This window comes from Neobacillus jeddahensis, from assembly GCF_000612625.1.
GTDB classification, from domain to species: domain Bacteria; phylum Bacillota; class Bacilli; order Bacillales; family Cytobacillaceae; genus Neobacillus; species Neobacillus jeddahensis.
This window is the reverse complement of sequence record NZ_CCAS010000034.1, coordinates 25,791-49,618: the sequence shown is the minus strand read 5'-3', so window position 1 is coordinate 49,618 and position 23,828 is coordinate 25,791. Positions and strand designations below refer to the sequence as shown.

Here is a 23,828-nt window from a genome sequence, read left to right as displayed (position 1 = left end):
CCAGGCGCACAGCCTGGCTCAACTTATTATTTCTTCTTCACGACCGGAATCCAGATTTCGCTTTTAAACGTTGGCGAAGTGGTATCAGGATGCTCGTTCCAGAGAATTTCTGGGCCGGTGAGCTGCTCGTAGCTTGACGATGGGAACCACTCTGAATAAATTCGCCCCCACACATTCTGCAGCGTGTCCGGGAAGGGGCCAACCGCTTCGAAAACGGCCCACGATGAGGCGGGGACCTCGAGCTGCTTCAGCTCGGCCGGCGCGTCTTTCGTCGTCGCGACGCCAATATAGTGGTCGAGTTCCCCCTTCTCCTCCATTCTGCCCTCAGAAAAATTCGTCGAGGCGCTCAGCATCCCCATTGGTTCAATATTGGACAAAGCCTTCAATGTGGCAATCGTGTCCCTCTCTAAGCTTTGCCACATCGCGGCGATTTCCGGATTCACTCCGTTGAATTGGATCGGAACTCGTTTGTGAAGTCCGACAATCCGAAAAGCTTCCTTGTCGACGATACGATAATTCATTTCCATTCCTCCTGTAACTGAGATTTGGAAGGTAATCCGTGGATAGGCCTTGAGCAAGTGGCCATTCGCCCGCGCTTCTGTTGGGGTAATCCCGTGCAAGGCTTGAAACGCTCGTGTGAAGGAATCGGGTGAGTTATAACCATATTTGATGGCGATATCGATGACCTTAACATCGCTGTTGTTCAACTCGAACGCAGCAAGTGTCAGGCGTCTGCGCCGAACATACTCGGCCACGGTGACACCGGCCAGGAAGGAAAACATCCGTTTAAAATGGTACTCCGAACAATATGCCTGCCGGGCCACTTCTTTGTAGTCAATGTCGTTGGTCAGGTTGTCTTCGATATACTTGGTCGCCTTGTTCATGCCTGTAAGCAAATCCATGTTTCATACCTCCTTGATCCAAGAATAACAGGATTGACAGGGACCCATCCGACAATTTGTGCTTTGTTTTGTAGGGGGAGGTGGATCATTTCCATTTGAAGAACGGAGAAAAGTTCTTTCGTCTTGTTAAGTAATGTGAATATAAATATATGGCAACCTGGATTGGGACTGAATAAGTGTACTTCCATTTCGTCGGAACGTATATCCCTACCCAGTGAAAAAAGGGTTCAGCAATGTAAGCAGAAAATATTCCAAATAAGATTGCTTTTACTAATGGATTTGCATCAGGTTTAATCTGTAAGAGGATCATCACGGATACTGGCATGAGGGTAATATCCCATGGAAAGTAGGTAGGGACAACTGGTATTACGTTAAATCTATAATGCCAAAGACTGAATTGATCCCCCAAAATATCAAGGGCAAGCGCGATGATGAGGACAAAGAAACCACCATATAAAATACGGTCACTACTTTCTTTTTTTCGAAATTTAAACCATATCATCCAAGGGATGATGGACAGGGCAACTCCGAACCACCAAAGGTCTGAAAAAACGACATAATCGAACCATATTTCAATCTTTTTCATGATTAATTGATGGATTTGTTCAACATTTTCATCAATCAGCTTTTTTTCATGTTCTTTATATTCCATTTTTATCCCTCTTGGCCTTTGCTCAGAATAACTACTTACAGGTATTATTTGCATATTGTTTTTGGATATTCCGAAAAGCACGCTCCCTACCACAAGCTCTTTTTGGATAAAAATTATCGGCGGCGCTTTTCCAACTTTAAGTTCATTTTTTCACGGTGCACATTCTCTCCTCCGTTTTTGGCGATTAATAAACTAAATGTGCCACGAGAACCGTCCCCCTGGTTCATTTTTTGGGTATAATAGAGGAATATGGATTTTTTGATTTTCCAAAAAAAGGGGGGCGCGGCCTTGGAGTCGACACCTGCTAATGAAAAGATTGAGGTTTTCGCGGAGGAGTTGCGGGATTTGTTGCACCCTACGGCGACGGAGGATGCGAAGCTGGTTCAGAAGGGGTTGATGCTTTATCGGCAGGGGCTGGTGAAGCAGTTACAGATATGGGATACGAAGGTGACGTCGACGGTTCAGGATGTGACGCCATGCTATGTGACGCTGGAGTTGGATTTTCTGGCGATGAGTAAGTGTTCGTGTCCTGGTGAGGGGTTTTGTCGGCATCAGATGGCGACTTTTTTCGCGACGTATGCTCGGGTGGGCAGTGTGGCGGATTGGGTGACGGAGTGGCGCGAGCCGATTCGGGAGTCGAGAGCGGCGTCTGATTGGGGGATGCAGACGGCCCGTGATTTAATTAAGGCAAATGGGGCGCTGGAGCCGGATTATGGGCGCTGGGTGCATTCGTTTGAGGTTAGTTTTGATACGTTACTGGCGACGAAGAAGTATACGAGTCCGTATGTGGTGCCGGAGTTATTTGGGATTTATGAGCGGCGGATTCATGCGAGTGCGCCGGTGGAGCAGGAATGGCGCTTGTTGTATGAGTTGATTGGGATTGTGGTGTCATTCCGGAAGTTGGCGGCGCTCAGTGAGCAGCTTGGCCATGACGGGGATACGGTAAAGCGGGCTTATTTGCATTTGTTCCAGAATTTATTGGATGATGCGGAGGAGTTGGCGGTAAAGATTGGCGTGCAGTCGCTGCCGTTTGCGTTTGATGCCTTTATTGAAAAATTGAAGGAAGATGCGTTTGAACTGCTGACTTGTGCGCGCGAGCTGGAATATGAGCGGATTCATTTGTATCGGCTGTTGTGGGTCCATTTTTTCAAAAATAAGGGTTGGCGTGAGCAGGAGTTAACCAAGATTACAGCGCGGTTGAAGGCGCTGCATGATTGGGAGAGTCCGTTGGCGCTGATGGTGGCCGGTGTTCATCTTCAGTTTCTGGTGGGGGATGATGAGAAGGCGTTAAAGTTGTTCGGGCAGTTTAGTGCGGCGGAGATTGTGCCGCATATGGTCTATTGGATTGATTATTTGTCTGGGTTGAAGGCATGGCGCCGGGTGGGGCCGGTGGTTGAGGTGTTTTTGCAAAAGGTGAAGAGGTATTTGGAGGAGCTTGGCGGTTATCATGCTTGTGTGACGTTCACACGGAATGCGCTTCGGGCGGTAGCGCCTTATTGTGCGGAGAGTGATCGGGTCGATTTGTATGAGCGGGCATTATTGTCGATGCTGCCGTATAGTTTTGGGGATTATGAATATTTGCTGTTCGAGCGCGGCCAGTATGATCGCTGGGGTGAGTTGCAGGCGTTTGTAGGCTTGGATTTTTATGATTTGCCGAAGGATCGTTTGAAGATTGTGGAGAAGGAGCGGCCTGAGGTGCTGCTGGGGATGTTGCATCAGACGGCGCAGCGGGAGATTGATCAGAAGAATCGGGCGAGTTACCGGTTGGCGGTGCGCCATTTGAAGAAGCTGCGGACGCTGTATAAGAAGTTAAAGCGAGTCGATGATTGGGAGTATTTCTTGGAGACGCTGCTGGACCGAACGAAGCGGCTGCGGGCATTTCATGAAGAGTGCCGTAGGAGTAAGTTGATTGAGGGGTGAGGGATTGTGTGTGATGTGCGGTGTTTGTGCGGTGTGTGGGTGTCAGGCACCGTTCGTGGACACTGTCCGTTTGGAATGTACACCCTTACCTCTAAATTGAAGATATGTGAGTTGAGCCAGGCGGTGCGCCTGGCTTTTTTAGGTGGGGTTGTACGTGGGATTTGCGAAGTGGTTGATAAAAGGACCAAAGTGGTTGATAAATTTAAAAATGTGGGCGATAAAAGTGAAAAGCGGTTGATAAACTTTATTTGAGGATACTCACCCCTTTCGATTCGTGATCATTGCACCTGTACAGAGAACAAATCCTTAAAAATGGTCATTTAATAGCAAACGTGTTAACGGATCTAGCTTCAAATCGAGGCAGGTTCTTTGATAATGAGTTGAGCCAGGCGGTGCGCCTGGCTTTTTTAGGTGGGTTTGTGCGTGGGATTTGCAAAGTGGTTGATAAAAGGACAAAAGTGGTTGATAAATTTAAAAATGTGGGCGATAAAAATGAAAAGCGGTTGATAAATCCGAAAAAGTGGTCGATAAACCTTACTTGGGGATACTCACCCCCTTCGATTCGTGATCATTGCACCTGTACAGAGAACAAATTCTTAAAAATGGTCATTTAATAGCGAACGTGGTAACGGATCTAGCTTCAAATCGAGGCAGATCCTCTGATAATGAGTTGAGCCAGGCGGTGCGCCTGGCTTTTTTAGGTGAGTTTGTACGTGGGATTTGCGAAGTGGTTGATAAAAGGACAAAAGTGGTTGATAAAAGGACAAAAGTGGTTGATAAATTTAAAAATGTGGGCGATAAAAGTGAAAAGCGGTTGATAAATCGAAAAATATCGTCGATAAACTTTACTTGGGGATGCTCACCCCTTTCGATTCGTGATCATTGCACCTGTAGTGAGAACAAATTCTTAAAAATGGTCATTTAATAGCGAACGTGGTAACGGATTTTGCATCAATTTGAAGCAGATCCTTGAGCCAAGCCACGAATTCGCACAAAAATGGTGCTCGATCATCTACTAACTTTTAAGAACCTGATCCTGGCACTCCTCTTCCTGCACAATTTTGGGTATAATATAGGAATATGGATTTTTTAGGATGTACTTTTTAATGGTGTCAGGCACCATTTTATTCCTCCAGTTAAAGGAGCACGTTATAGATGCTGAAAACTAGGTTTATGAAATTGATCACAACTAAATTAGGAGATGGCCGCTTTCTGTTGACGGCGGAGGATGAACATGGTTCTAACATGAACCCATTTAGGTGGAAAAACCTCGTTTTTAGCAACCATGAAGAGAGTTTTTTTGGTACGCTTCTTGAAACGGATACGGTGGATGACGTGGAAGGTGTCGTCATCAGCGGCTGGCAGCTCGTCTCCCTTTTTGCGAAGGAATCGTTCAATCGCTTTGTTGAGTGGGATTGGAATGAGGAGTCGGAGACTTGTCTTGCCGCGGCCTTTTCACTGTATGAAGGGATTACTGAGAAGGATTGGCTGCCCGACTTTTCGGTGTGGGAGCACGGCGATTTTCGTTGGAAGTTGCCGGAACGGGTTAAGGATGAGTTTGATCCGTCTTTTTGGGAGCAGCCCATCGCAGATGACCAAGACGAGCGCGGGACGACCAAGCAGTATATTTCTGACTTGTTTAATCATGCCCTTGACGCCTATTTAACTAGGAATGCGGCGATGAAGGAGCTGTTTGGACCGAAGCTCGAGTTATTGCGGAGGCAAAATATTTCTGGTGGCCAGTTAGCGCGCTATTTTGATGAGAATAGCTGGCTGGAGTGGGTTGGCATAAAGGAAAGCGACACGCCGTTTACAATTGGGCTTCGTTTGGATGAACCCGTGGATGGTGAGGGTGCTTGGACCCTCGATGTCTTTTTGCGCGGGAAAAAGAATGTCGACGAAGTGTACGATGTGGAGGGTGCCCGGAAGATTCCTGCTAAGTGGCGACCTTTTTTAGAACGGGTTGATCGTGAACGGGGTCGCTGGGCGCGCCTGATTCCTTGGCTGGCGGAGGATGGCTACTTTAAGAGCCATCTGACCGAGGAAGAGGCTTGGATGTTTTTAACGGAGGCGAGTGAGACGTTGGTCGCGCTCGATATCGAGATCCTCCTTCCTTCCTGGTGGCAAGCGATGAAAAATGCCAATTTAAAGGTGAAGGCGTCGCTGAAGGGGTCGTCGAGTCATCGTCCGTCGTTCGTGGGCTTGCAGGCAATGCTCGATTTTAATTGGCGCTTTTCGATGAATGGCGTTGACTTGTCCGAGGAGGAGTTCGGGCAATTGGTCGAGGAGAAGCGGCGGCTTGTCTATATTCGCGGGCGTTGGGTGAAGCTGGATCCGCAGTTTATTCGTCAGATTCAGGATTTGATGAAGCGGGCAGAAAAGGAAGGCCTGCATGTTCGGGACTTGTTGGAGCAGGAGCTCGGAGATGAAGCGACCCCTGAGGATGAGCTGGAGAATCCGAAGGCGTTTGCGAAGATTCAAATTGAATTGAACCGGCAATGGAAGCAAATGGTCAAGCAGCTTTCAGAGGTGCAAAATATCCCGCTCGAAGGTGTCCCGGACGGGTTGAACGGAGAACTGCGCCCATACCAGCAGCTGGGGATGAGCTGGCTCTGGTTCTTACGGCAGTATGGGTTTGGGGCGGTGCTCGCTGATGACATGGGACTCGGCAAAACCGTCCAGCTGATTTCTTACTTGCTGAAGGTGAAGGATGAGGGGGCGGTGCCTGACACCATTACTACTACGGGGGACAGGAAAAACGAAGAAATCGGAGTTCCTACCACAAAGAGCGTGAAAACAGGAGAATTGGTGCCTGACACCAAGGTAAAGGTTCCGACGAAGGCGGCGTTGATTATTTGTCCGACGTCGGTGTTGGGGAATTGGCAGAAGGAGCTGGAGCGGTTTGCGCCTGAGATGAAGGTGTATCTCCATTATGGGTCGAATCGCCTGAAGGAGGAGGCCTTTTCTGAGCGAGCGCAAGCGGCCGATGTCGTGCTGACCTCCTATGGGCTGAGCCACCTTGATTCCGAAGAGTTCGAGTCGCTAGTGTGGAGTTCGATTTCGATTGACGAGGCGCAGAACATTAAGAATGCCCAGACGAAGCAATCAAAAGCGGTGCGCAGGCTGCGCGGCCGCCATCACATTGCCTTAACAGGAACACCTATGGAGAATCGCTTATCGGAGTTGTGGTCAATCTTTGATTTTACCAATCATGGCTACCTCGGCAGCTTGGGGCAGTTTCAGAAAAAATTCGTCATTCCGATTGAGAAGGATGAAAAGAAGGAAAAAGTCACCCAGCTGCAGGCGCTGATTCGTCCCTTCTTATTGCGCCGGACGAAGAAGGATGAAGAGGTTGCCTTGAACCTTCCTGATAAGCTCGAACAAAAAGAGTACTGCCCACTCACTCCTGAGCAGGCTTCGTTGTACGAACAGCTAATTCACGATACGTTCGCTGAAATTGAAAAGCTGACGGGTTTCGAGCGCAAGGGGTTAATTTTACAAATGTTGAGCCGCTTGAAGCAGCTGTGTAATCACCCGGCCCTCTATTTGAAGGAGCAATCGGCGGGGCGCGTGCTGCAGGAGCGGTCGAATAAACTGGAGAAGCTGGTGGAATTGGTCGATGCCGTCCTCGATCAGGGTGAAAGCTGCCTGATTTTCACGCAATATATTGAGATGGGTGAAATGATTCGGGCGACGTTGAAGAAGAAGTTTGGTATTGAGGTACCGTTTTTGAACGGAAGTGTACCGAAAGTGCAGCGCGATACGATGATTGAACGGTTCCAAGCTGGGGAGTTCCCTGTGTTCTTGCTGTCATTGAAGGCTGGCGGAACGGGGCTGAATTTGACGGCGGCCAATCATGTCATTCATTATGATCGCTGGTGGAATCCCGCAGTTGAGAATCAGGCGACGGACCGGGCTTATCGGATTGGCCAGTCGCGGTTTGTCCATGTGCATAAATTGATTTGCACGGGGACGCTGGAGGAGAAGATTGATGCGATGCTCGAGAAGAAACAGTTCTTGAATGACCAAATTATTACGAGTGAGAACTGGATTACGGAGTTGTCGACGGATGAATTGAAGGATTTAGTGTATTTGGGGTGATCGGTGACCCAGTGCATGGAGAAAGGTGTGTAAACTAGGGATAGTTTGCACGCCTTTTTTATATTATTTGGGTTTGATTAGACCTTCATGAAAATAGATGGACCCCATACACATACTAACTTTTTTTCGACTTTATCCAATCGATCCACCTCTCCCCTCTCCCTCAAAGCACTTATATGATTATCCTATTGGGACCAGTCTTAAATGAATAGGAGCGACATAGTATAGAATAAAACACTGAACCAGGTGATGATTATTTATCAGAGATTACTAGCTACCCTCATTGGAAGTTTTTTATTAGGAATTGGCATTAATGGATTTTTAGTGCCGAACCAATTGATAGACGGTGGAATTATCGGAATAGCCCTGATTATCCACTATTTCTTCCATTTCCAAACGGGAATAATGATGTTTTTATTATGTCTTCCGATCTGTATACTCGCCGCTAAACATGAAAAAGGGACTTTTTTTAGCAGCATCCAGGGACTATTCATCTCTTCTTTATTTATTGATTTGCTTTCTCCTCTTCGCACACAATTTACAGTTTCCAACTTAATGAGTGCTTTAATTGGAGGGGTATTAATCGGAACGGGCGTAGCATTGATGCTTCGATATGGGACAAGCACTGGTGGGACGGACTTATTGGCAAAAATCATTGCAAAGACAACCTCTTTGGATATAGCCATTGTCATCATTCTGATTGACGGGCTTATCGTTGCCGCTGGTTTTGCTTTTCTGGAGATCGATCGTTTTCTTTATTCCTGTCTTGCAATTGTTACGGGAGGTCTAACAACATCCTTGCTGGCGAGGCATCAATATTAGTCGCCCTGACTAGCTCCAGCTTAGGCATTAGTCACCCGCCAACTTTCTTTTTCAAAAAGCAAAATGACGAAATATTTCATCAGTTTATAGTATAGTAGAACTATGTACATACACTATTGGAAATGAGGTCATCAAATGAACAAGGATTTTTTTGTTGCGAATCGAAAGCGTTTGTATGAAAAAATGGAGGACCAGTCGCTGCTCGTATTGTTTGCGGGGCAGGCTCCGCATAAGTCAGCTGACGAGGCCTACCATTTTGTGCCCAATCGCAACTTCTACTATTTAACAGGACTCGCGGAACCTAAGCTCATGCTGCTCGTCCATAAGACCAAGCAGACCGTTGACGAATACCTGTTTATTGAAAAATCGGACCCCGTCCTCGAAAAATGGGTTGGCAAGACCATTTCCACAGAGGAAGCGGCCGAAGCCTCAGGAATTGACCAGATTCTTTTTATCGAACAATTTGATGCACTGCTCACCCGGACCCTTATGGGCAGCAAACTAACCAATCTCTATTTGGATCTGGAACGACGCGAGTTGGATCTTGTCACATCAGCAGCGCAGCCCTTCGCCGCCAAGATGCAGGCCAATTACCCGTATCTCAGCATTCAAAATGTCTATCCCGATATTTGTGAGCTACGCTTACTTAAATCACCTGAAGAGGTCGACGAAATCAAAAAGGCCATTGAAATCACGTCCTCCGGTATCAAAAATGTCATGAGCCACGCCAAAGCCGGGATGAAGGAATATCAGCTTGAGGCCTACTTTAATTTTTCCCTCAAGTCCGAAGGTGTTAAGGATTTTGCCTTCCCGACGATCGTCGCCAGTGGCCCAAATGGAACGGTCCTTCATTATGATAAAAATAATGCGTCCGCTGAGGATGGAAGTTTGGTCCTGCTGGATTTAGGAGCGCAATGGAATTATTACAATGCCGACATCAGCTATACTTTTCCCGTGAATGGCACCTTTACGGAAAAACAAAGGACTTTTTACAATATCGTCTTGAAGGCATTAAAGGAAACGACAGCCCTGATTAAACCGGGTGTTCCCTTTGCTAAACTGAATGAACATACGAAAAAGGTGCTGGCGGAAGAATGCATTAAAGTCGGACTGATGACGGAAGCCAGTGAATTGGTGAATTATTATTATCACGGCGTCAGCCACTCGCTTGGCTTGGATACCCATGATGTCGGCAATTATCGTGACATGGTTCTACAGCCGGGTATGGTCCTGACGGTTGAGCCTGGTTTGTATATCGAGGAAGAAGCGATTGGGATCCGGATTGAGGATGACGTGTTGGTGACGGAGGATGGGCACGAAGTTCTTTCGAAGAATATTTTCCGATCTGTTGAGGAAATTGAAGCCTTTATGAAAAAGTAGGGAGATTTTTCGGAGTTCAGCGGCATTTTGGTCTAAAACCACCGGGGCGGAAATATTTTATAGGAGGGTGCAATCTGAGTCTTTTTGCCTGTACCACACTCCAATGAAATAGGTGAGACCGATATGTTTACTGTTCATTTTCTCGATGACAAGGCTGTATTATTAACGCAGCTGCTTCGTAGTGTTCCGGCCGTTGGAGCAGATGTGCGGATTAAGGGCAAAAAAGGAAAGGTGACTAGTGTCAAGCAGATCGATGACACCACGGTACATGTGCACGTAGTGTTGGAGAAGGTCACTGTCAGCAAGTTTGTCGTCGACAATTCGAAAAAGAAAAAGCGGTAAGGAGCTCCCCTCCTTCCACATACAAAGACAAAAACCGTCATGGTAGCCATGACGGTCTTTGTCTTTTTCCTGGCATGCTCGTTACGCCTTGATCCCCATCACACGAATTCGCTTGTAATCAGCGACCCATTCATCCTTTTTCCATAAGACAGGTTTGGCTTCTTCCTCAACCCTGGCCATCACTCGCTCGCGGGTTAGCTTTTCCCTCACCGACTTTACGTAGATATTCCACATATTAATAAGCTGTCCCACGATCAGGTTCCTCTTAATACAAGAATGTCAGGGAGATTTGTTTCTCGTTATGGTTGAAGACTAACTTGTTGTCAGTTTTGCTTGTGTTCGTTCAATAGAATATTTTATCTAAAGACACTTTATTTGCTGGTAACTTATACATCCTACTCAATTTAAAACTATTTTTAAATTCTCAAATTGCTCTTTTAATTCCCAAAAACCCGGAATAGTATCCACATTATATCTTTGGACAGATTTGATTAATGTACATTTCAATTCTTGTTCTAAATCTTCCCTTTGACCATACTGTGTAAGGGATAGTGATTTTTTTAACTTAGGCTCAAATAAATCAATTAGTTCCTTCATTGCTCGTTTGTTGTGTTTTGATTTTTTTACTAAATCATATAATGAAACATCCACGCTGCTCATCCCTTTCTGCTATCTTTGATGATTTCTCCTAGTTCTGTAATTGCCATTTCTAATTTATCAATTTTCTTTTCAAACCGACCAAATAAATAAATAGTTATCGCAATAGGGAAACCAAAGTTACCTAAAATGGTAATCCATTGAGACATGTCAACCGTAGTCATGTTCTTCACTCCTTTTTTGTCAAATAATTACTAATAATTCGAATGGCCTTTTTATGAGTTTTGGATATTGTTTGTTGTGATTTTTTTAACTTAATACCAATTTCTGTATCAGACAATCCATGTATATAGGCGAGATTTAAAATTTCAATTTGCTTCTCAGTTAATGTTTTTACAGCTTCATAAAGTGCCGGATCTCCTAAATAGTCCTTTATATTTTTGCTTTGAAGTATGGTATCTAATTTTATCTCTGCTTTCTCATCACATATCTGTTCCTTAAAAGTCTCAACTTCGGAATCCCCAATGGGTTTGTCTACTATTAACGGATGACGTTTTTGTATTTTTCTATGTCTTTTATCAAAGTTTATGGTATTAAAATAGAGAGCTGTAGAGATATAGGAAGTAAACCTAATATTGAAGTAAAAGTTTTTAAAGGTCTTGTCTAAAAGGTTTCTATTATTCTCTGATGGATGACAAATCGTATCCATTAATAAACTTTGATTTTCTTTATTTTTTAAAAATCCTTGTATCAATTTATTGTTAAAAAATGCCTCGTTATTGCTAATATAGTCCTCATACTTCTTACTATAATAATCAGTTTCCTCGAAATTCCCCAATGTATATTTCCTCCTTCGACCAATAAATAGGAATGTATGTTCCCTTTTGGGGTGTAAAAAAATGACTAATAGAATAGTCATAACTTATTGATATTTCTAGAATGTTAATCTCAAATCCATGTAATAATTGGTAATGTTATACAGGGATTATATCTCTGTATTTGATTCTAATCTAGTTGGTTTTTCAAAATCCCATTATTTTTTAGGACTTATTGATGGGTCTATAAGTTGTGCAATATAGTTTTTTCGTTCAGTTTGAGTAAAATGCCATAGGATTTATCCCCCTTATTACTCTTTACTAATAAAGAAATCTATCATTCAACTTTCACAACCTTTAACATGATTTTTTTCAAAAATAATCTTTCTACTAATTGACCCTTTTCTATTGCTTTTACTAATGATTAAGTGCCAGTATAGCCTTGATTTTGAATAGAAGAGTATATTTCTTTTACTGTATTTCCTTCTTGCTCAAGCTTAATAATTTGGTCAAAATACTTCGTTGGTCTATTTCGGAAACGATGAAATATTGGAGGCTCCTTCATCTTTAAATATTGATAGATTGTTCTTCTATCCAAATCATACTCTTTGGCAAGTCTGGAAATATTTTTACCTTTGATATGTGCAAGTTGAATCTCCTAAATAAGCTCCCACTTTTTAGCTTGGCGATTCTTGGTGATTGTTCTGCTCGAGTTAATGGGATTTCTGTGGGATGTGATACAGGGATGCTCCATTTGATTGAAGCAGGCACAAGAGTGGCAAGAAAGGAATCAAGCTGATTTTTGGCATTCTTAATAAAATGCCATCGATCATAAATCTGGATAATTGTATTGCTTGCATCTTTAATTACTTGGCGGAAACCTGTAAAACCATCTCGACTAACGAGTTCAATAAACGGATACTTCTTTAGCCAACTAGTAACAGTTTGAGGTAAACGATTTGGTAAGAGCGCTAAGGGGGCTTTGGATTGGAGATCACAAACGAGTGTACCGTAAGTATGACCTTTGCAAAATGCGAAGTCATCAAGACCCACGAAAGGGAGACACTTCTGATTCAATAACAGTCTGGTGTATCAAATCTAATAGCGTATCATGGCTCACTGGGATATGAGCTGACTTGGCTAATCTTTCAGCCGAGAGACAACTTGTTGAAAAAGCCATCTTACGTAAAACTTCTTCTGTCCTTTTAGTTCGTCTACCATTTGATGAGAGCCAATCGAATCGCTCAGTAAAAATTTTGACGGTGCAATCTGGGTTATCACAAAACCATCTTCTTGAAAGTATTAACAGTTCACAAGATTTTTCACCTATGGGGAGATCCTGTACTTTACGTGTATAGTGACTATGGATGCGGGAACTTTTCTTTGAGCAGGAAGGGCAAGTGGAAGAGGTTCGATTGCCTTTTAGCGTTATTAGTAAGGATTCATTTGTAGGATAAATTTGCATCAGTTCTAAATCAGGATCTGGGGAGGACCAAGGAATAGAGGACAAAATGCTCATCACTCCTTTTCTTTTAATTATATCAATCTAGCATTAAAAAAGGCTCTCACCAAATCCTCGTAAGAACCAAAGTTATCTGACGGTTACAAAAGTCTGCTCCAGTTAAAACCTCCCTCCGTTTTGAACACAAAACCCTATAGTTAAAAAACTTTTTAGTTAGGTTGTAAAATACTATCCTTAATCCTCTTTAATGAATGTACATCAAAAAATACTAATTTAGTAAGAAAGGAAGGAAGTTAAATGAATTTGTAAGATAAATTTATTTTTTCCAGTAAATTCATTAATCGGTAATAAAGCCGAGGGACTTTTAGTCTCTTTGCTTTAAAAAACAACATTATATTCAGGAGGAATTTTATTATGTCAACATCAAACTCATTTAAACTCAACAGTAATTTTGCTTATGCAGGGGAAACGGTTTATTTAACCACTTCTCAAGACAATTACAACATTTACGCTACATTTCAATCTTCAAAAGATAGTAATGTAAACGTAAAATTAGCAGTTCAAGAAGTCAATTCTAATGAAGCATGGGTTACAATTGAAACTATCCAAGCTGGAAATGCTCAAGGTGGCGGCTCAAGAAGCGTACAATTCACCAATTATTCTACAGCTGGTGACCGCAATTTACGTGTTGTTGCTTACTTGTATGATGGTTGGACTGGGTATACTAGTTTAATGCAAACTTGTGTGGGAAGTATGTTCATTCGCTAATAAATAAAAAATAAAGTCCCTTCGGGGAGGCCACTGAAAATCTTTCGATTTTTCTGAAGAACTGAATAGTTTACAAAAAAAGACGACTCTAAAATTCCAAAATTGAATTTTAAGTCGTCTTTTTTAATCCAAATGAAGCCTTAATTCCCCTTATTTTAATCCATTAGTTTCAATATTCTTTTTAGGTTTACTGCAAATTTTGCCATGGCACCTTGCAATTCCATACCAATTAGACCCGAGGATTCCGCAACATCATACCCTTGTCTGTATTTTAATTCGCTATTTTTGGCTTCAATTTTATATCGTTCCTTTGATTTTTCCTTAAAATATTCACTTTCTTGAAATTTTATTTGTTCTGTATGTACATTTGATTTGATACTTACAGAATAGCTCTTACTTTTGGCACCTTCTTTATAACATCCAGCTTTAAATGGACATATTTCACATTTTTTTACATCAAAATAATAGGTATTAACTTGATTGGTAGCTACCCCTTTTGTCCCCTGTCGAGTTTCCTTATTGCCATATGCCCATCTTTACAAACATACATTCCAGCATCTTTATTGAACTCAAATTCATCTTCTTTTTTCGAAAACCTTGCATTACAGAAGGGTTTAACTTGGCTACTAATTCTATTTCATTCTCTTTTGTATATTCGATATTACCTTTTTCAGAATAGGCTGCATCACCAATTACAGTTTCAACTTTCATCCCAGCTTTAATACTTTTTTCAATAAGTGTTTCTAATTGCTTTCCGTCATTTTTTTCTCCTGTCGTAACTGTAGTAGCTGTAATAATTCTTTCTTCGCTCATTGCAATATGGGTCTTATATCCAAAAAAAGATGAATCAGCAGTTTTATGACCTACTTTTGCATCCTTATCTTCAGAGCTCTGCAAATGTCCGATATCGTCGGTAACTGTTTCTTTTAGAAGGTTTAACTGTCCCTGTACCTTCGGATACTGAATAAGATTTTCTTCCTTTTCAATTACGTCAATTAGTTTCTGGCAATAATCGATTTCATCTTCTAAAACATCGGCTGTATTTTTGTCAGGGAACTTAATTTTCATAGATTCATCAATTTGATAAATAGCTTTTCTCAGCTTCTTAGAACCGTCCATAAGTATTTCTTTTGGTGACATTTGGTTGTATCGGGCTTTCGTATGGGTGGCATCCACGATAATGGATTTACTTTTGAAGATTTCTTGCTCGATGGCAATTTCAACGGTTTTATTGATAAGCATGTCCAACAGGTTTACAACTTTTAAACGAAGTTTTCGAAACTTGGTTAAAGAGCTTGGCTCAATTACAGGCTCCTCCGGAGCCATATTAAGAAAATACTTAAAAGACATGTCGTATATTGAACGATCAACAATGTCAACATCAGACAAGTCATAAATAGTTTTTAACAATAAATATTTGTACAAACGAATAGGGTCGATTGCATTTCGACCATTATTATGGCAATAGTTATCCTTTAGTTCGTCGTAAATAAATGAGAAATCGACCAGATCGTTAATTTTACGTAAAAGATTATCTTTCGGAACAACTAAATCATAAATACCCATATATTGACTAAACACTATTGATTGTTGATTTTGTATCATGGTACCCACCCGTTAAAATTTGATACTTTATGAAGTTAAGTAGCGGTGATCAGGTAAAATTAACAAAACTAAATGAATGGCAAACAGATCTTCTGACTGAATTTCCTGATAGTGAAACATACTGGTTTGGGAAAATTCCAAAAGACTATGAATTACATGATCAATCTCCAAAAGAACTCTTGATTCAAAATATAATAAAAGAAATAAATGGGAACCCTGATGAGGTTTATTTGGTTGAGGTGAATTCCAATCGCTATTACACATGTTCTTCGGAGGAATATATTTTAAAAGCAACTCACGGCATATTTTTGTTGAGTTTACAGGTTCACGATTAATCTTTGAATGAAGCAATAAAAAAACAACATTGTCGTATAACATAGCCAATTATTAAAAGGTTTATTGGAAGAAAGGTGTATACAAATGAATAAAATTATTATTACATGCATTGTGTATTCCGTTTTATTCATAGGGGGATTGTTTGTCTATTCTTTTTTCAAAGATGGAAAAGAAGTAAAAGTGGAAGAAGGGGAGTCTCTTATTGCTAATGCTGAAAGGAACTTATCTAATGGTAAAGTTTCACACGATGAGGAATATGAATTTAGCCAAGAGGCTGTAGCAGCATTTCAAAAGAACGAAAACAATGTAGATTTCCTTGTAGCCGTGCTTAGCCTTTTTACTTGCCTTTTGGATCTTCTTAATCAATTTTTTTCAGTCCGATTTTTGCCAAACATGATTATTTCTCCCTTCCCATATTCTCCTTAAATCAATTATTGACGGTAAACTATAAAAATATACAGAAATAAGTTAATACTTGTCCTTCCCTTATATATATCTAGTAAAAGTGGAAAAGAGGAATTGTAACCATACGATATTAGTGATTTTTTAATAAGGAGGGGTAGGGAATGGAGTATATTAATCCATTATTCAATGAACAAAAAAAGTTTAAAGATAATAAAGTTGAAAAGAAATATCCGGAAAACAAAATTATAAAACCAATGAAACCAAGAGCGGCTCGCAGCGATAAATGCAAAAATATAAATTAACCCGAAAGTATTAATAATGAAAAAACGCCCAAACCCCTTGATACGAAAGGGAATAGGCGTTTTTTATTTGTCGCGTTAACCATGCAAAACAAATATTATCACGAATCGTCCCGGCAATGATCGGACTTTCCTGTGAAACATAGCCGATTTGCCTGCGCCAGGATGACAGTGACTGTCATCGGTAATGTTGGCCGGGTCTGGGGCAATCTCATTGATCGCGAGCAGCTTGATATCCGAATTGGCCATCATTTCTGTTACAAAGAAGCGGAACGAATAACCATTATTTTAACCATATGTCCATTATTTCGTGACTGTTTTGAAAGGTGTAAATGATTCATTTCATTTCCTAGATAATTCTGACTCGTTATTTAAAATTCAACATGGACTGATCTCAGGATTTTTGGGACAGTAAAAGGAAAAAACTACAAAGACCCTCAGCTTTTTCTCGAAGTTTACTTCCACTCTAAATTATTAAGATTAAGCCCATTCTGTCCGAAAAATTTCAGAATATATGTTTTTTCATCGATAGATGTTTTCTTAGTTGGATTCATGATATCACTACTCATATTCATATTTTCTTTTCCTAAAAGTAGAATTCGAATATTTCTAAAATCATCAGTTATTGAATTAAAATTACCGTTATACCACTTATTTAGGATAGATTCATATTGCTGTTTCTTTTCACCACTTACTACACTTAAATTATTCTTCAAATACTGAATATTTTCTTTGGTAACTTGGATTCGTTCAAGAACAATGGTACCTGGGACATTAAAATTATCTTCCCCTTTAAATGAAACTTTTTGAAAAGCCATTTCCATCATTTTTAAATTCAAAGATTTCTCATCTTTAATGGCTCCAATAGCTTTTTCAGCCTTTTTTAGTTCTTCTTTGCTTACTATGTATTGCTGGGAAACCTTAGAATCTTGTACTTTAGTATCTGCTTTTGATTTTGCACTAGTCGAAACAACTACGAATATTACTAATGATAAAATTACCAATGAAAATATAACATATGTAATCGTCCTTTTCATAATAACCCCCTGTATGTTATGGATAATTGAAATATACCATAAAATCCCTATATATTACACATTATTACATAATTATCTTTCAATGAGTAGTACTATTCATATCCTTGTTCTTTTGCTTCTTCTCTCTACTACAACTCCCTATAAATTACGAAAATAACGCCTTTTCCCACGAAACTTTTTCAAAATAAAATCCCTCCTATTTATACAAATCTCTATTCATTATTCTGCCCATTTAGTTTTAGTGAAAATTCTCACAATCTCCTTACCCATAACGTTTTTCTATTAGTGTTTTATTCAAGATAATGGTCCGTTTGTGGAACAAGAAAAAATCCTGCATATTAACACAGGATTTTTAATCAGTCTTTATTTTAAATAATCAATCTTTTTTATATAACTACACCTAAAGGTATCAAATATCAAAAGGAGTTCTAAAACTTGTCCTCCTTCTCTATACATGTATTAAGAATGGAAAAGTGGAAAAATGACCATAAGCCGTGGCAATTTCAATACAGGCCATCTCCCGTCCTTCTGTTACTCCGATGGATTTAGCTGTGACTTCAATGAGGCGTTTTGCTTTCGGCCGTTGAGGAGATTTGAGTCCTTCAACTTGGCGGTAAAGAGAAAAAGTTCATCTGGATGTTTTAGACGAAGGTCACTTGGAAATGGGGTACATTCAAGTACGGTCGCCACCTTTCTAATTAATAGAAACACCTGAGAGAACTCAGCAAAATAACGATCTAACTAGCGAATCATCATGTTTTTGACAGCTCCAAGTTCCTCTGTCAACTTGCCCCTAAACGTGGCCCCAACACGAAGTTCAGCCTCCATGTCTTTCAGGATAGCTAAGGCGTCAATCTTTAATAAGACGAGCAATCACTAAAGCATCTTTACGGTCATGTTTGGTTGGTAAATTATCGTCCAACTCCTTCGAACGTTTGACGTGCATCGGATTGGTCATGACCAGAGGAATTCCCCGTTCCTCAAGGAAATAGGCTAAATTAAGCCAATAATGGCCCGTAGGTTCAATCCCAACAATGACTTCTGTTTTTGCATGTTCGTTCATGGCAGCCAAAATACGTTGATATAATTGTTCAAAACCATCTCGTGGTTGTGAAATGGAAAATGACTTTCGAAGCACTCGTCCGCGATCATCTACAAAGCAAGCGTAATGTGTCAGCTTGGCAATATCGATCCTAATGACGAGTGTTTTTTCGTTGACTTGATTTATTTTTGACTTTGTTTAAAATCCATATGGAGTCCTCCTTGGTTAACTAAGTTAGGTGTCAATTCTGTGCAGATTTGACACCCCGTATCATACCAAGAGGGCTCTTTTTAGTTCAAGTCCCCGAAAATCCTTCTAACAGGAATGCTTCTAGTTGATTTTTTATCACCTTTAGGGAAGTTATTTTATAAATTTTTCCTCCTTGGTGATACCAAAAATAATTTGTGATCAGATACAACATGCGAAAATTCCTCTTCTTTTCATCCTTTAAAAATGCTTAAAGAGTGAGCTTCTCATCACATTCAAGGGCTGATTTTACCTTTGCTTTCTTTTCTCGAAGACTGTATCCCACTCCCTATAGTATTGATAGGATTTTTATTACTTGATATTATTATTTTGAAAGACTCTCAATAATACCTAGCAAAAATACAAATTAAAAGATAGCAAAAAGTGATCTATGGATATACTCGATGAGCGTAAAAGATCAAAATCTTGATATTCAAATCGAACAGCTTACAAAATATATGAAATTGAAATGGAAAAAATCAGTAGGGTTTCTAAACAGAATCCCCACTTGGAGGACTTTCTTTTCAAGATTGCCTCTGATGCAAAAGTTGTAACTCAAATGGTCCGTCATGGCCGAAACACTGTGTAGTTATTGCAGCTCGTTGAACAACTAAATAATAATCTATCTACAATAACTGTTATAATTTTTTTGAATAGAGGTGATTTTTTGGAAAGGAAAAATCTGAATGTATTCACAAAAATCTCGTTTTTCACAGCCCTAGCTACAATTATTGTTTTACCAACGTCCTTATATATATCATCTACAACATCCAACAATAGCGTAGAATCTATCCTACGAATCTTTACATTACTTGCATTTTTTAGTTCCTTGATTGGCATTCCTTTAAGCATTATTTCAATGTTCAGCAAAGAAAATTTAGTCAAAAGAATTTTGGTTCTATTTGTAAATTTATTGCCAATCAGTCTTATTATTTTTGCTCTAATCATTGAATTTATAGATGAATTTTTTAGGAATGCAACTTAAAAGGGGAGTATTAATAATTTAGTAATTGACTATAAAATAATGCCTTAACATGGAGGAAATGTTAGCTTGGGGTTCATATACCTCATAAAAACATCCTCCTTTCTGGCTGAATATAAAAAAAGAAAAATATGATGAGACGCCAATTTCACACCATATTTTTCTTTAAAACTATTATTTTAAAAGATCTTAATTATTTCTTGAAAATTCCCATCATAACAAAAATGTTTTAGTTTCCTAATCGACTAAGCTCGTTGTATTGCTCAAAAGCTTGATATATCGAGTAGTTTCTTTCTCCGTATTCGGTTGCTTTGTCGCCCGTCCCGTTATACCTAGCCAAAGTTGCTTTGATTTCTTCTTCATTATAATCAAGCATATTTACATTAAGTCCAAGGATATGAACTGCTCCCCATTTTAAGACCCAAGCAGCACTTTCAATATTGTAAGTTGGATTAGAGTTTAATGCTTCCCAAATGACTCTTAAATGAACAGGATTGCTCGGATCAAGAATTTCTTCTTCTAAATAACCATTGTAGGCTGCCCATCCTCTTGCTTTAATTGCTGTGGCTGCAAATATTTGACAAGGTCCTGTACTAGAATCTGATTCCACTCCTTCATCTACAAGCAAATCTTTTGCGACGTCTAAAATGTTTTCAACGGAAGACTCCCACGCCAATACAGTTTGAATAAAAGATTTTCTCATTTGAAGCTTTCTTGCTAATCTAGTAATTAAAGCGTCGTGATTAAGAACGTTTTCCACTGCATCTTTTGCACTTATAAGATAAAAATCAGCCCCGATAACGTCCCCAAAATCTTCCAAAATCCATTTTTGGAACCAATTTTTCCCTGAATCAACTACTGGGCTAACTTCATTCCGAACAGAATTGATATAAGGGAACGCTAAAGGATAATCTAAACCATCAAGTGATGGACTAGGTGAAACGGAAAATTGACCTGAATCTCGACCAGAATTAATATTATTGTCAATTTGAATTGAGCCCACCCCAGTACCGACGGTGATGGTTGAAATCTGGTCAAATGACCAGTTTGGAGGAAGAGGATATCCCAAGTTTCCGCTGAATCCAGTGGACATGCCGCTTACAAAGGTATATTCAGCATATCCAGCTTCATGAGCACGTATTCCAACTGCCCTTGGCCCATAAATTCCGACTTTAAACTTTCCGCCCATAGAAGCAAATTCAGATTTGATTGCAGAAAAGTGAGGGAGAATATTGTTCGTAATTTCGTCCCCAAGAACATCAAAATCTACTGAGAAATATATTGTTGTACCTTCTTTAAATCCGTATTTTTCTGCAGCAATATAGGCAGCAGTTGCATCAGAAGCACCTTGTCTTCTATTAAAATAGGTAGCGTCTCCACCATATGTTTGATAAATAGGGAACACAGACAATCCAGCAGCAAAAATATTTTCTAATTCTCCTGGTTGAATTTTTTTATTTAATCCAGTTGCACTAGCATTAGTTAGATATCGCCCAACAGTTGTATAACCAGCGTTTTTCAAGGTTTGAGCTCTTGCTGGTGTAACCTCAGTAATACAATCACAAGCTGTTCCTTTTCTTGTTGGATCTCCAGTACTCTGTAATAAAGAAGCCCAAGTTTGAAAATCACCAATGCCTGTTTGCGGTAACATGCAAAATTTTTGAAAACCTTTAACCGTATTACTAAGTGTTGTATTAAAGATACCATCAAATGAAACATCAAAATTATTAAATATCATGGCTGCTTGAAATAAGTGAATAAAGCTATGATTTCCATCAACATCATTTACATTTAAAGTTGGAATTAATCTCTGAGTAGTCGGCCCAAAGTTTCCATTTGCGGTAGCGTCATCAAGACCTTCTTCATATTGGATTCCATAGACTAAAGATTTTTGTACATCTCGAGAATAAAATCCATCACATGGCATGTAGAAAAAGTTTTGTCGTTTGATATATTTATTGTTCAGCCATTGTTGAATAGAGCGGATTTTTGGATTTCCACCTTCTAATAAAACATAGGCATCCATATTTAACAAAGCTTTAAAGAGTTTGGGAGTCACAACCCCATCAGGATTCTGAATTCCTAAATTAGATTGCATACTGGCGATACCACTTTGCGTACCGGAGCCGAATACCCCTGTAAAACCTCCGGGATTATACCCTTTGCAATACATTCCTCCTTGAATAATTAATACGATATTGGTTTTTGTATTAGAATTCATTGAGATCGGTCCTAAATTAGTTAAATACTGTAACGTTGTGGGACCAACGCTGTCAGCTGGGGTTGCAATTCCCAGTTCAATTTGCAACGCCCTTGTTAATCCATACATAGTCTCCCATCCCGTTTTTCCACTCGGATTTACCGGATTATATCCGGGCTTTCCTGTATAAGTGGCATTCAACCAATTTTGAACTGTGAGTACCATTTCATCCATGTAAATTACCTCTTTCCATATTTAATGTGTTTTTGAATTACATAATATAAAGAGGTACTAATGCAATATTTCACAACTTAATTTCTAATTTTTTTGTTAGATACTTTTTCCTTGAGTCCTTATTCGCCAGTGTTAGGGGGGATATGGAAATACATCAGCTTAGGAGGAAAGGATTTTTAAAAGGCAAGATTGCCAGAAAACTAGATATTGCGAGAAATACAGTATACTCCTACCTGCAAAGAGCTCATGAGGAAATGACCGAATGCATGGTCCCAAGCCGTAATAGGAAAATAAACTTGATAAATATAAAGAGCTAATTCGAACTGGACTTAGGGAGAAAGATAAGGATTTTAAGATTGGAGAAAGTAAAGTAAGAAGTTATGAAGGTGCTTCGTGAAATTTATCAAATTGAGGAGATGCATCAAACAAGAATTTATTAGGCTGTACAAGAGCTTCCTATGGGAAAACAGCCCCAAGGATACTTTGGGCAAAATTGAAGATGCCGTTAAATTCATTAAGAAAAAGTTACCTTTTCCAATTGCTAGGCGAATGTTTGTCGTTATTGGCTGAAAGCGGACAGCAAAAATGTACAAATAGGTGTGAGTTATTGTGACGATTTATATAGACACCAAAAAGAAATTCAAGAAAATTCGGACTTACTGTGAAATAGAAAATGTTCGCTCTTACTCAATTGTTAATCGAAAATAAAAAAGTCGAACCCATTTTGGAAATCGACTTAAAAATCTAATCTATTCTTTCATTTTTTTAGCTTCATAATCACCGTAAAAGTAAGATTTATCTACTTCATCATACGTTGGAGAAGCAATTATTGTATATTGTCCAATTTCATCAACTTCAAACAAAGCTACATTACATTTTTCCATAACAGAAGAATCACCAGTAGTTGAATCTTTTACTAACATATCAATATTGTATACTCCTTTCTTTAATACGCCACTTTTTTGAAAGTCCTCTATTAAATCTTTTGCCTTCGGAATAGGATGTTTATTTTCATACATGTCAAATTCAAATAAAAAATTCACTACACCTACAAACCTTGAATTAAAATAAGCACGTCGAGGGTCACTTGGTTTTAATTTAGGTAAAAGATCAATAGTATCAATCCTTTGAGTCTTTTTAAAATCATCAAGTAGCACTTGAGAATTAATTATATTTAATCTAATGTTAGTGTAAGGAAATATTGAAATAGGGCTATCTTCTTTTAGAACAACTTTATTGGGATATTTTACTAATCCATACTTTTTTATTATTTGTTTCATTACTTGAACCACTTCAGGGTGTTGCTTTATATACGCACCTTTAAATTGCGCTAAATAGATATCGTCACTTTCATCACCCAAAATTTGTAACGTATCTCTTTTAATTGTAAGGTTTGGATAAGCATGATAGGGCTTTTTAATTTCTATTGTAGTATGATGGTCAATCCCTTCGAACCAATTATTGTCTGTCTTAATAACAGTAAACTCATCTTGTATTCCGTAGTTCGTTTTCAAATATTCCTGTATTGGTTTATTCAGATCATCTTTAGAAAAATTAGAACAGCCACTTAGAATTAGGAGTGGTGTACTTACTAAGATGATTTGAATGAATCTTTTTAAGTTCTCCATTTTCTCACCTACATTTCTAAAATTTGTTAATAATATTATAACATTTCATATTC

The 23,828-nt window shown here is 39.6% G+C and carries 24 protein-coding genes and 2 pseudogenes; 13 read left to right on the top strand and 13 right to left on the bottom strand.

The genetic code is table 11. The features are described from left to right. Window positions 1-26 precede the first annotated feature (26 nt). Window positions 27-902 carry an AraC family transcriptional regulator gene (locus TY15_RS14880; protein ID WP_040207116.1) on the bottom strand — a complete coding sequence of 292 codons (876 nt, stop codon included), beginning with the start codon at window positions 900-902 and terminating at the stop codon, window positions 27-29. 85 nt (window positions 903-987) lie between these two features. Then, on the bottom strand, window positions 988-1,554 hold the full coding sequence (locus TY15_RS14875; protein WP_040207115.1) for a CBO0543 family protein: 567 nt from the start codon (window positions 1,552-1,554) through the stop codon (window positions 988-990). Between the two features lie 288 nt (window positions 1,555-1,842). Here TY15_RS14875 and TY15_RS14870 point away from each other — a divergent pair, with 288 nt between their 5' ends. The 8 genes from TY15_RS14870 (at window position 1,843) to TY15_RS14850 (ending at window position 10,119) form a co-directional block, all read left to right on the top strand. Continuing rightward, window positions 1,843-3,474 carry a hypothetical protein gene (locus TY15_RS14870; RefSeq protein WP_040207233.1) on the top strand — a complete coding sequence of 544 codons (1,632 nt, stop codon included), beginning with the start codon at window positions 1,843-1,845 and terminating at the stop codon, window positions 3,472-3,474. Window positions 3,475-3,480: 6 nt separating this feature from the next. Next, a complete protein-coding gene (locus tag TY15_RS24345) occupies window positions 3,481-3,726 on the top strand; it encodes a hypothetical protein (protein ID WP_148336001.1) in 246 nt (81 codons plus the stop codon). A gap of 167 nt (window positions 3,727-3,893) precedes the next feature. Further along, window positions 3,894-4,088: a hypothetical protein gene (locus TY15_RS24340; RefSeq protein WP_142305382.1), complete on the top strand. Its 195-nt coding sequence runs from the start codon at window positions 3,894-3,896 to the stop codon at window positions 4,086-4,088. Window positions 4,089-4,201: 113 nt separating this feature from the next. Then, window positions 4,202-4,399 (top strand): hypothetical protein, encoded by a 198-nt coding sequence (locus tag TY15_RS24335; protein ID WP_142305381.1) that lies wholly within the window; start codon window positions 4,202-4,204, stop codon window positions 4,397-4,399. Window positions 4,400-4,629: 230 nt separating this feature from the next. Next, window positions 4,630-7,575, top strand: coding sequence for a DEAD/DEAH box helicase (locus TY15_RS14865; protein WP_040207113.1), 2,946 nt, complete (start codon window positions 4,630-4,632; stop codon window positions 7,573-7,575). Between the two features lie 249 nt (window positions 7,576-7,824). Then, window positions 7,825-8,397, top strand: a complete 573-nt coding sequence (locus tag TY15_RS14860) for a YitT family protein (RefSeq protein ID WP_179301801.1) — start codon at window positions 7,825-7,827, stop codon at window positions 8,395-8,397. 135 nt (window positions 8,398-8,532) lie between these two features. Then, the gene (locus tag TY15_RS14855) at window positions 8,533-9,777 is read left to right on the top strand and encodes an aminopeptidase P N-terminal domain-containing protein (RefSeq protein WP_040207112.1); all 1,245 of its coding nucleotides are present in this window, start codon (window positions 8,533-8,535) and stop codon (window positions 9,775-9,777) included. 84 nt (window positions 9,778-9,861) lie between these two features. Then, a complete protein-coding gene (locus TY15_RS14850; RefSeq protein WP_306454192.1) occupies window positions 9,862-10,119 on the top strand; it encodes a hypothetical protein in 258 nt (85 codons plus the stop codon). Between the two features lie 81 nt (window positions 10,120-10,200). Here TY15_RS14850 and TY15_RS24330 read toward each other — a convergent pair whose 3' ends face one another. The 6 genes from TY15_RS24330 to TY15_RS23705 form a co-directional block, all read right to left on the bottom strand. After that, on the bottom strand, window positions 10,201-10,371 hold the full coding sequence (locus TY15_RS24330; protein ID WP_157042265.1) for a hypothetical protein: 171 nt from the start codon (window positions 10,369-10,371) through the stop codon (window positions 10,201-10,203). Between the two features lie 147 nt (window positions 10,372-10,518). Next, window positions 10,519-10,770, bottom strand: coding sequence for a helix-turn-helix domain-containing protein (locus TY15_RS14845; RefSeq protein WP_244440938.1), 252 nt, complete (start codon window positions 10,768-10,770; stop codon window positions 10,519-10,521). 5 nt (window positions 10,771-10,775) lie between these two features. Then, window positions 10,776-10,940, bottom strand: coding sequence for a YvrJ family protein (locus tag TY15_RS23710; RefSeq protein ID WP_074432819.1), 165 nt, complete (start codon window positions 10,938-10,940; stop codon window positions 10,776-10,778). Window positions 10,941-10,945: 5 nt separating this feature from the next. Beyond that, window positions 10,946-11,554: a sigma-70 family RNA polymerase sigma factor gene (locus tag TY15_RS14840; RefSeq protein WP_040207110.1), complete on the bottom strand. Its 609-nt coding sequence runs from the start codon at window positions 11,552-11,554 to the stop codon at window positions 10,946-10,948. A gap of 544 nt (window positions 11,555-12,098) precedes the next feature. After that, window positions 12,099-12,584, bottom strand: a complete 486-nt coding sequence (locus tag TY15_RS23235; protein ID WP_052353797.1) for a transposase — start codon at window positions 12,582-12,584, stop codon at window positions 12,099-12,101. Then, complete coding sequence (locus TY15_RS23705) at window positions 12,574-12,996, bottom strand: transposase family protein (protein WP_244440939.1); 423 nt, start codon at window positions 12,994-12,996, stop codon at window positions 12,574-12,576. The genes TY15_RS23235 and TY15_RS23705 overlap by 11 nt, the downstream gene beginning before the upstream one ends. Window positions 12,997-13,407: 411 nt before the next feature. Between TY15_RS23705 and TY15_RS14825 the strand changes: the two genes are divergently transcribed. Further along, window positions 13,408-13,761, top strand: a complete 354-nt coding sequence (locus TY15_RS14825) for a hypothetical protein (protein WP_040207109.1) — start codon at window positions 13,408-13,410, stop codon at window positions 13,759-13,761. A gap of 155 nt (window positions 13,762-13,916) precedes the next feature. Here the strand turns inward: TY15_RS14825 and TY15_RS14820 are convergent. Then, window positions 13,917-15,366 (bottom strand): annotated as a pseudogene (locus TY15_RS14820) (IS1182 family transposase). Window positions 15,367-15,395: 29 nt separating this feature from the next. Here TY15_RS14820 and TY15_RS14815 point away from each other — a divergent pair. From TY15_RS14815 to TY15_RS24325, 3 genes are all read left to right on the top strand, one after another. After that, a complete protein-coding gene (locus TY15_RS14815) occupies window positions 15,396-15,701 on the top strand; it encodes a hypothetical protein (RefSeq protein ID WP_040207108.1) in 306 nt (101 codons plus the stop codon). Between the two features lie 85 nt (window positions 15,702-15,786). After that, complete coding sequence (locus tag TY15_RS14810; RefSeq protein WP_040207107.1) at window positions 15,787-16,128, top strand: hypothetical protein; 342 nt, start codon at window positions 15,787-15,789, stop codon at window positions 16,126-16,128. Between the two features lie 140 nt (window positions 16,129-16,268). Beyond that, a complete protein-coding gene (locus TY15_RS24325) occupies window positions 16,269-16,409 on the top strand; it encodes a hypothetical protein (protein ID WP_157042264.1) in 141 nt (46 codons plus the stop codon). A gap of 452 nt (window positions 16,410-16,861) precedes the next feature. Here TY15_RS24325 and TY15_RS14805 read toward each other — a convergent pair whose 3' ends face one another. The 3 genes and pseudogenes from TY15_RS14805 to TY15_RS14790 form a co-directional block, all read right to left on the bottom strand. Beyond that, window positions 16,862-17,443, bottom strand: a complete 582-nt coding sequence (locus tag TY15_RS14805; protein ID WP_040207105.1) for a DUF6241 domain-containing protein — start codon at window positions 17,441-17,443, stop codon at window positions 16,862-16,864. A gap of 493 nt (window positions 17,444-17,936) precedes the next feature. Then, window positions 17,937-18,671 (bottom strand): annotated as a pseudogene (locus TY15_RS14800) (IS110 family transposase); the annotation flags it as partial. A 1,271-nt stretch (window positions 18,672-19,942) separates the two neighbouring features. Then, a complete protein-coding gene (locus tag TY15_RS14790) occupies window positions 19,943-22,147 on the bottom strand; it encodes a glycoside hydrolase domain-containing protein (protein ID WP_040207101.1) in 2,205 nt (734 codons plus the stop codon). 143 nt (window positions 22,148-22,290) lie between these two features. Here TY15_RS14790 and TY15_RS25355 point away from each other — a divergent pair, with 143 nt between their 5' ends. Further along, a complete protein-coding gene (locus TY15_RS25355; protein ID WP_222860762.1) occupies window positions 22,291-22,464 on the top strand; it encodes a terminase gpP N-terminus-related DNA-binding protein in 174 nt (57 codons plus the stop codon). A gap of 432 nt (window positions 22,465-22,896) precedes the next feature. Here the strand turns inward: TY15_RS25355 and TY15_RS14785 are convergent, their stop codons facing one another. Beyond that, window positions 22,897-23,775 (bottom strand): hypothetical protein, encoded by an 879-nt coding sequence (locus TY15_RS14785; protein ID WP_040207099.1) that lies wholly within the window; start codon window positions 23,773-23,775, stop codon window positions 22,897-22,899. Window positions 23,776-23,828: the final 53 nt, after the last annotated feature.

Bases quoted from the DNA above. Each gene is read 5' to 3' on its own strand.
- TY15_RS14880 (WP_040207116.1), bottom strand. From the start codon at position 902: ATGGATTTGCTTACAGGCATGAACAAGGCGACCAAGTATATCGAAGAC.
- TY15_RS14875 (WP_040207115.1), bottom strand. From the start codon at position 1,554: ATGGAATATAAAGAACATGAAAAAAAGCTGATTGATGAAAATGTTGAA.
- TY15_RS14865 (WP_040207113.1), top strand. From the start codon at position 4,630: ATGCTGAAAACTAGGTTTATGAAATTGATCACAACTAAATTAGGAGAT.
- TY15_RS14860 (WP_179301801.1), top strand. From the start codon at position 7,825: ATGATTATTTATCAGAGATTACTAGCTACCCTCATTGGAAGTTTTTTA.
- TY15_RS14855 (WP_040207112.1), top strand. From the start codon at position 8,533: ATGAACAAGGATTTTTTTGTTGCGAATCGAAAGCGTTTGTATGAAAAA.
- TY15_RS23710 (WP_074432819.1), bottom strand. From the start codon at position 10,940: ATGACTACGGTTGACATGTCTCAATGGATTACCATTTTAGGTAACTTT.
- TY15_RS23705 (WP_244440939.1), bottom strand. From the start codon at position 12,996: ATGCAAATTTATCCTACAAATGAATCCTTACTAATAACGCTAAAAGGC.
- TY15_RS14825 (WP_040207109.1), top strand. From the start codon at position 13,408: ATGTCAACATCAAACTCATTTAAACTCAACAGTAATTTTGCTTATGCA.
- TY15_RS14815 (WP_040207108.1), top strand. From the start codon at position 15,396: ATGAAGTTAAGTAGCGGTGATCAGGTAAAATTAACAAAACTAAATGAA.
- TY15_RS14810 (WP_040207107.1), top strand. From the start codon at position 15,787: ATGAATAAAATTATTATTACATGCATTGTGTATTCCGTTTTATTCATA.
- TY15_RS24325 (WP_157042264.1), top strand. From the start codon at position 16,269: ATGGAGTATATTAATCCATTATTCAATGAACAAAAAAAGTTTAAAGAT.
- TY15_RS14805 (WP_040207105.1), bottom strand. From the start codon at position 17,443: ATGAAAAGGACGATTACATATGTTATATTTTCATTGGTAATTTTATCA.
- TY15_RS14790 (WP_040207101.1), bottom strand. From the start codon at position 22,147: ATGGATGAAATGGTACTCACAGTTCAAAATTGGTTGAATGCCACTTAT.
- TY15_RS25355 (WP_222860762.1), top strand. From the start codon at position 22,291: ATGGAAATACATCAGCTTAGGAGGAAAGGATTTTTAAAAGGCAAGATT.
- TY15_RS14785 (WP_040207099.1), bottom strand. From the start codon at position 23,775: ATGGAGAACTTAAAAAGATTCATTCAAATCATCTTAGTAAGTACACCA.